Source organism: Methylobacterium sp. AC832 (assembly GCF_979256025.1).
The window spans coordinates 217,053-223,052 of sequence record NZ_CEEDMV010000006.1; the positions used below are offsets into that span (position 1 = coordinate 217,053).

The 6,000-nt window shown below is 67.3% G+C and carries 7 protein-coding genes; all 7 read right to left on the reverse strand.

Going from position 1 to position 6,000, the window contains the following annotated elements; genetic code table 11:
• Positions 1-150: 150 nt before the first annotated feature.
• The 7 genes from AC0IXR_RS19995 to AC0IXR_RS20025 all read right to left on the reverse strand — a co-directional run bounded on the left by AC0IXR_RS19995 (position 151) and on the right by AC0IXR_RS20025 (position 5,867).
• Positions 151-1,473 (reverse strand): SLC13 family permease, encoded by a 1,323-nt coding sequence (locus AC0IXR_RS19995; RefSeq protein WP_471761895.1) that lies wholly within the window; start codon positions 1,471-1,473, stop codon positions 151-153.
• Between the two features lie 159 nt (positions 1,474-1,632).
• Positions 1,633-2,268 (reverse strand): response regulator transcription factor, encoded by a 636-nt coding sequence (locus AC0IXR_RS20000; protein WP_207410580.1) that lies wholly within the window; start codon positions 2,266-2,268, stop codon positions 1,633-1,635.
• The gene (locus AC0IXR_RS20005; protein ID WP_471761896.1) at positions 2,265-2,813 is read right to left on the reverse strand and encodes a hypothetical protein; all 549 of its coding nucleotides are present in this window, start codon (positions 2,811-2,813) and stop codon (positions 2,265-2,267) included. Before AC0IXR_RS20005 ends, AC0IXR_RS20000 begins: the two co-directional genes overlap by 4 nt.
• A complete protein-coding gene (locus tag AC0IXR_RS20010) occupies positions 2,810-3,763 on the reverse strand; it encodes a YncE family protein (RefSeq protein ID WP_471761897.1) in 954 nt (317 codons plus the stop codon). The genes AC0IXR_RS20005 and AC0IXR_RS20010 overlap by 4 nt, the downstream gene beginning before the upstream one ends.
• On the reverse strand, positions 3,760-4,311 hold the full coding sequence (locus tag AC0IXR_RS20015) for an SRPBCC family protein (RefSeq protein WP_056430350.1): 552 nt from the start codon (positions 4,309-4,311) through the stop codon (positions 3,760-3,762). The genes AC0IXR_RS20010 and AC0IXR_RS20015 overlap by 4 nt, the downstream gene beginning before the upstream one ends.
• A 3-nt stretch (positions 4,312-4,314) precedes the next feature.
• On the reverse strand, positions 4,315-5,304 hold the full coding sequence (locus AC0IXR_RS20020) for a vWA domain-containing protein (protein ID WP_471761898.1): 990 nt from the start codon (positions 5,302-5,304) through the stop codon (positions 4,315-4,317).
• A complete protein-coding gene (locus AC0IXR_RS20025; RefSeq protein WP_471761909.1) occupies positions 5,301-5,867 on the reverse strand; it encodes an MxaK protein in 567 nt (188 codons plus the stop codon). Before AC0IXR_RS20025 ends, AC0IXR_RS20020 begins: the two co-directional genes overlap by 4 nt.
• Positions 5,868-6,000: the final 133 nt, after the last annotated feature.

The following is a 6,000-nucleotide window of genomic DNA, read 5'->3' on the forward strand; positions in this document are numbered from 1 at the left end:
AAAGTCCTCGGCGCTTTGGGGCCAATGTCAGCAGGTATGCTGCTCAGATTGGACCGTCTCTAAAGGGGTAAGGGCCATGCGCCAATGCGCAAGCCGGTTAGATGTGCATTGCGGTGTGACACACTCACATGATCGTCATTCGGCTCGTCCTCATGGAATCTGGCCGAGAATACGCCACCAGAGGTAGTCGAGCGGCGTTACAATGAGCAGTGACGACAGACCGACTACGAGCGTCAGAATGGTCGCCGATCGGAGCGGTACCCGGCCGAGATCCATTGCCATCACGATGGGCGGAGCCTGGTAGGGAAGGAACAGGGTCGAGTATCCGACGACCTGGATCATCACCACGCTCGCGAGGTCCAGACCGCTCGCGCGGGACATCTCACCGGCCAAGGCTGTGTAGAGGGCGGGAGCGCCGTTGGCTGTGACGGCGATGGCAAAGAGCGCCGCAATGATCGTCAACACGCCGAAATTCTGCGCCGATGCTCCGTGTTCCAGCGGAGCTACGGCAAGTAGGACATGGCCTAACCGAGCGCCGAGACCCGTCTCATTGATCACGGCGACCAGCCCGAGGAGAGCGGCCACGTAGAAGCAGGTTCTCAGGTTCACTGCGCCAAAGGCTTCCGCCGGAAGGACGCCGACGCGCGGCAGGAGGCAGATCACTGCTGCGATCAGCCCGATCCAGGCCGGGGCGATATGGTGAAGGCTGTCCGTCACCCAGAAACCCAGCGTCAGTGCCAGGATGATCGTCAATTGCACTTCCGGCGCGGAAAAAGCTGGTCCTGTCTCGCCGATACCGATGGTGGCTGGGCTCATCCGGTCTGGAAAAAGGCGCACGATGACAGCCACCAGAAGGATCCCCTTCACACCGGCGAGGATCGGCGCGTGGAGCAGCAGATAGGGCAGGTAGCCGACATGCAGGCCGTATTGGGTCTCCGCCGTGCCAGCCATGACCAGGTTGGGGACGTTGGCGGGGAGGATCGCCGCTGAGAGCAATGGTGTCGCCAGGGCTACGGCGAGGACCGCGCCGTTTCGCCCGGGGCGGCCAGGCTCCAGGCCGAATGCATCACAAAGGGCCAGAACCACCGGGATCAACAGGGCGATGCGCCCGAGATTGGACGGCATGACGAAGGCAAGGGCAAACGACAGGGTGACGATGACCGCTACAAAGCCGGTATAGGATCCGGTCAGCCGGCCCGCGAGGCTTCGCGCCAAGCGAGTGCCAAGGCCTGTCCGGGTGATCGCGAGACCGACTACCATCCCGCTCAGAACGAGCCAGAAAGCGGATGATGAGAAGCCAGAAAAGACCGTCGCTGCAGGAGCGAGCTTGAAAAGCATGGCTGCGGCGAAGAAAATCATCGCCGTTACCACTTCGGCCACGATGCCACTTGCCCACAGACCCATGCAGACGGCGAGCAACAGCGCGGTCACGACCATCGTCCAATCGCCTGTCAGGGTGGTCGCCGCCTGCATCTGCCGGGAACGCTCCGCTCGGGCTGTGAAAAGCGGTTGCCCGGTATCGTCGGAGGGGACAGTGCTCTCGAATTGGAGTGGTTCGCAATTCGGATATCGCTGACCGATCCTTCGCCAAGGGCGAAGGATCGTCGCGCTGCATGGGTCTCAGGCCATCGTTCAGCGCAATCGATTTTCCTGATCTACCGCGATACGAATGAGGTCTGCCAGCGTGCTGACACCGAGCTTCTGACGCATGGCGGAGCAGGTGTTGAGAACCGTTCGGTACTTGATAGATAGCGCGTCGGCGATACTTTGATACGAGGTGCCGCGGCTGAGGAGCGAAAGGATTTCGCGCTCGCGACTGCTCAGATCAGCCAGGGGCGAGCGACGGGCTCCGGCCTGCAGCACTGCAATCTCCACGGCGAGGTCGTGATCGAGGTAGCTACGCCCGGCGCGTACCGCTTCGAAGGCCTTGAGGAATTCCGCTGTCCGAACATCCTTGAAGACGTATCCGATGGCGCCGCTTTCCAAGGCGCGCGAGACGATGATCGGGTCGTTGTGCATGCTGAAGGCGAGGATCCGCGTGTCCCGCGCGAGATTATGGATGCGCCGGATCAGCGAGAGGCCGGACAATCCCTCGCCCTGCAAACTCAGGTCGGCGACTACCATCTGCGGGCGCAGGCGGTGGAAGATCCGGTAGGCGGACATGATGTCGGTGGCCTCATGGATCGTCTCTACGCCCGCATCCTCCATGAGGCGCCGGAAGCCGCGCAGGACCACGGGATGATCGTCCACGACGAGGACGGCCGTCATTGCCGGTTCTCCCGTTCACGGGGGGCTCGTCCCTCACCCTGGAGCGAGTAACGCTCCTTCAGCCTAGCCAGAGTCGTTGCCCGGTCGGCTCCCTGCTGGCGCGTATTGTAATAGTGCTGGCACATCTCGCCGAAGAGCTGCTTGCGGTGGGTGGCGGCGGCGACCTTCTCCAGCCCGTCGAGAAGATCGGCATAGGGTTCGGGCTTTCCCGCCTCGGCCAGCATCTCGCCGAGCTGGACGATGCGGTTGGCCATCATGCGCGGATCCTCGATGAAGACCTCCTTGGCGCGAGCGAGGCTGTGGCGGAGATGCTCGGTCTGCGAGCCCACCTCCGCGGCGGGCCTGCCGATCTCGCGGCTCGCGAGCCACCGGGCCGGCTCGGTCGGGTCCGTATGCGAAAGCCAGGTCGGGACGTCGGCGGCGGATTTCGTGGCGACCAGGGCCTGATCCTCGGTGCTCGCGGCCTCGCCGCCGGCCTCGTCACCCTTGTCGCAGGCCGCCAGGGCGAGGGGGAGGCACAGGATCGCGCGTGTGACCCGTTTCATCGCACCGCCTCCGGGTTCGAGCCGACGGCGAGGCTGCGGGGGCCCTCCGCCACGGGGATGCGGGCGGTTTCCTTCAACGATTTCAGGTCGATGACCGAGACCGAATCCGAAAACCAGTTCGCCACATAGGCGAAGGCCCCATCGACGGCGATCCCTTCGGGGTAGCGCCCGACCGGGATCGTCGCCTTGAGACCGAGGCTGCCCGAGTCGAGCACCGCTACGGTGCCCGCCTGCTGGTTGGTGACGAGGACGAGGCTGCCATCCTCGCTGGTCGCGACGCCGTAGGGCATCCCGCCGATCTTCACGGTGGTCGTCACCGTCAAGCTGCCCGTGTCGACGACGCTGACGTCGCCGCTGCGCACATTGCCCACGTAGAGCCTGTCTTCGCCGGGGCTCAGCCCGAGGGCGAACGGTCCCTCGCCCACCGGCACCGTCGCCACCCGCTCCATGCGCGCGGTGTCGATGACGCTGACCTGCCTGCTCTCACGGTCGGCCACATAGAGGCGGCCCCGCCGATCGAGGACGAGGCCGGCCGGGTCCTTGCCCACGGGGCAGTCGCCCTCGACGGCGCCCGTCGATACGGAGAGCCGGACCACCCGTCCCCCGGCCCAGTCGCCGACGAAGAGGCTCGCCCCATCCGGCGCCGCCGCGATGCCGAAGGCCTGGCCCGGAAACGGCAGGCGCCGCAGGACGACACGGGTTCGCCCGTCGACCACGTCGATCCCCGCGTGGTCCGGTTGACTCAGGTAGAGGCGGCCGTTCGGTCCGGCCGCCACCTGCGCGATCCCCTGCCCCACCGCGATGGTGGCCGCGACCGTGGTGGCCCCGGCCTCGATGCGGCTCAGCGTCCCGGCTCCCTGGCTCGCCACATAGACGGGCCCGGCCTCCACCCGAGGGTTGGAAAGCGTCAGGACGAGACCGGCAAGGAGCATCGGGCGCAAAGGTCTCATCGCGCCGTCTTGCCCTCCAGGCGCGCCTTCAGCCCCTTGAGCCCGTTGCTGAAATAGAGGTTCATCGCATCCTTGCCGGCGGCATCGCTGAGCTCCTCCGGCGGCTCGTTTCCGGTGTCGCCGCGATAAAAGCGGCCGAGCCACTCGACCTTCGAGCCCTCGCCGTCCGGCGAGACGGTGATCGTTGCCGAGTAGGAGGAGACCGGCAGCGCCTTCAGGTCGGCATCGCCGAGGCGGTAGGAATAGCTGCGCTTGGCCGCGTCCCACTCGTCGAGGCCTTCATCGAGGGTGCCGCCGTTCTTCAAGGTCAATGTACGACGACCGCCCGAGGCGTTGCCGCCGGTGCCGACGCTTTTCGCCACGTCCGGATGCCAGTTCGAGATGCCGGCGAAGTCGCCGACCACGGCCCAGACGGCATCGGGCTTTGCCGCGATGGCGATGGACTGGTCCACCTTCTGCGGCGTCGGGCCGTGCGCGAGAGCCGTGGTTGCGAGGAAGGCGGTGGCTGCCAGGGGAGCGAGGAACGCGGACGGCAGGGCAAAACGCATCGATCAGACCTTTTTTACCAGGACAAAACGGCCGGCCCCGAACAGAGGGGCGGCGAAAACGGCAAGGATCAGCGCGAGGGCGATCCCGCCGAAGACGGGGCGCAGGTCGAGGCTGCCCGGGAGCGGGCGCGGGGTCGCCGCGCGGACCAGCGCGGGGCCGACCCCGGCAGGGCCGTCGAGATGGGCGTAGGTCAGGCCCGTCGCCTGAGCGAGGGTCTTGAGGTAGGGCTCGCGCACCGAGGAGAGATGCTCTGTGCCCGAGGCCGCCGCAGCGCCGAAGGGGGCGTTGCGCGGGTTGTAGCCCTCGCGGCTCTCGGCATCGGCGGGGGGCGGGCCGAACCGGTTCTCCTGCTGGACGTCGCCCGAGCCATAGAATCCGGTCTCGCGGCCGCGATCGTTGTAACGCGGGATCGGCGACAGAGCGTAGGCCCCTGCTCCGACGATGAGGCCGCGCACAGCGCCCGGCTTGCCGTCGAAGGCGGGTCCGCCGGTGCTGGGCAGGGGCGGCGCTTCGTGGCCATCGGTGATGAAGATGAGGTCGGTGCCGAGACTGGCCGCCATTTCCACCGAGCGGAACAGCCCGGCCGAGATCCGGCTGTCGCCTTCCCAGGCCATGCGCCAATCCAAGGCGCCCAGCGCCCCGTCCAGGGGGGCGAAATCGGCGCAGACTTCGATGGGGGTGAACAGCAGGAACGGCCGGCGCTCGGTGAACAGTCCCAGTGCCACCCGCGACCCGCAGGGCAGCGAGGTGACGAGTTCGCGTAAGGCCGCCTTCGCCGTCTCCAGACGGCTCTGCGGTTTGCCGTCCGCCCCGACGTAATCACGGACGTTCATGCTGCCGGTGATGTCGAGGACCGCCAGAATCTCCACGCCGTTGCGGGTCAGCGGAAGGGGGCGAGCCACGAAGGTCAGCCCCACGAGCGCCAGTGCGGCGGCCAGGAGTTGGAACCGCCGGTCGCGCAGGTTTCGCCGGACGAGGCCGGGCGCTCTCATGGCTCGCCCCGCGGCTGGCCGGGGATCTCGGTCCAGATCTTCTTCGGCTCGGCCTTCAACTCGTCGCCGGTCTTGCGGTCGAATTCGGGAAAGTCGCGGAGCAGGCGCGAGGCCACGTCGAGGTTGAACTTGGCGTCCCAGAGGTCCGGTCGACCCTGGAGCGCGCGCCGATAATCCTGACGGGCCAAGGTGATGAGCGGTCCGGCCGGATCGAGGTTGCTCCGTTCCAGATGGTCGAAGGCCTGGCGCAGACGGGCATTGCCGAGCGCATAACGTGCACGCGCGGAAAGGTCGGTCTCGCCCCGGCGGTCGAGGGATTCGATCAGCGGCTCGATCTCCTCGGTTACGCCGCGACGGGCGAGATGCTGCACCCGCGCCAGCAGGAGCTGTGCCGGGGCGTCGAGGGAGACCGGGACGTCCTTGCCGGCGGCGAGAGCCGCGATCGCGGCGTTGTCGCGCGCTGCCCGCCAGGCCGCCACGCCGAAGCCAAGGGCCACGAGAATCAGCAGGATCGGCAGGGCGAGGAGGAGGTGCGGGCGGGCGCGGCGCAGGGCATTGCCCAGTCCGGCACCGGCTCCCCCTCTCCCCTCTGCGGGAGAGGGTGGCCCTCGCGTCAGCGAGGGTCGGGAGAGGGGAGCGCGCTGTCCGGAGAGGTCGCCCCCGCGCCCCGTCGCTCCGCGCCCACCCGCCCCCCCC

Excerpts from the sequence above, each read along its gene's own strand:
- AC0IXR_RS19995 (WP_471761895.1), bottom strand. The coding sequence starts at position 1,473 with ATGCAGGCGGCGACCACCCTGACAGGCGATTGGACGATGGTCGTGACC.
- AC0IXR_RS20000 (WP_207410580.1), bottom strand. The coding sequence starts at position 2,268 with ATGACGGCCGTCCTCGTCGTGGACGATCATCCCGTGGTCCTGCGCGGC.
- AC0IXR_RS20005 (WP_471761896.1), bottom strand. The coding sequence starts at position 2,813 with ATGAAACGGGTCACACGCGCGATCCTGTGCCTCCCCCTCGCCCTGGCG.
- AC0IXR_RS20010 (WP_471761897.1), bottom strand. The coding sequence starts at position 3,763 with ATGAGACCTTTGCGCCCGATGCTCCTTGCCGGTCTCGTCCTGACGCTT.
- AC0IXR_RS20015 (WP_056430350.1), bottom strand. The coding sequence starts at position 4,311 with ATGCGTTTTGCCCTGCCGTCCGCGTTCCTCGCTCCCCTGGCAGCCACC.
- AC0IXR_RS20020 (WP_471761898.1), bottom strand. The coding sequence starts at position 5,304 with ATGAGAGCGCCCGGCCTCGTCCGGCGAAACCTGCGCGACCGGCGGTTC.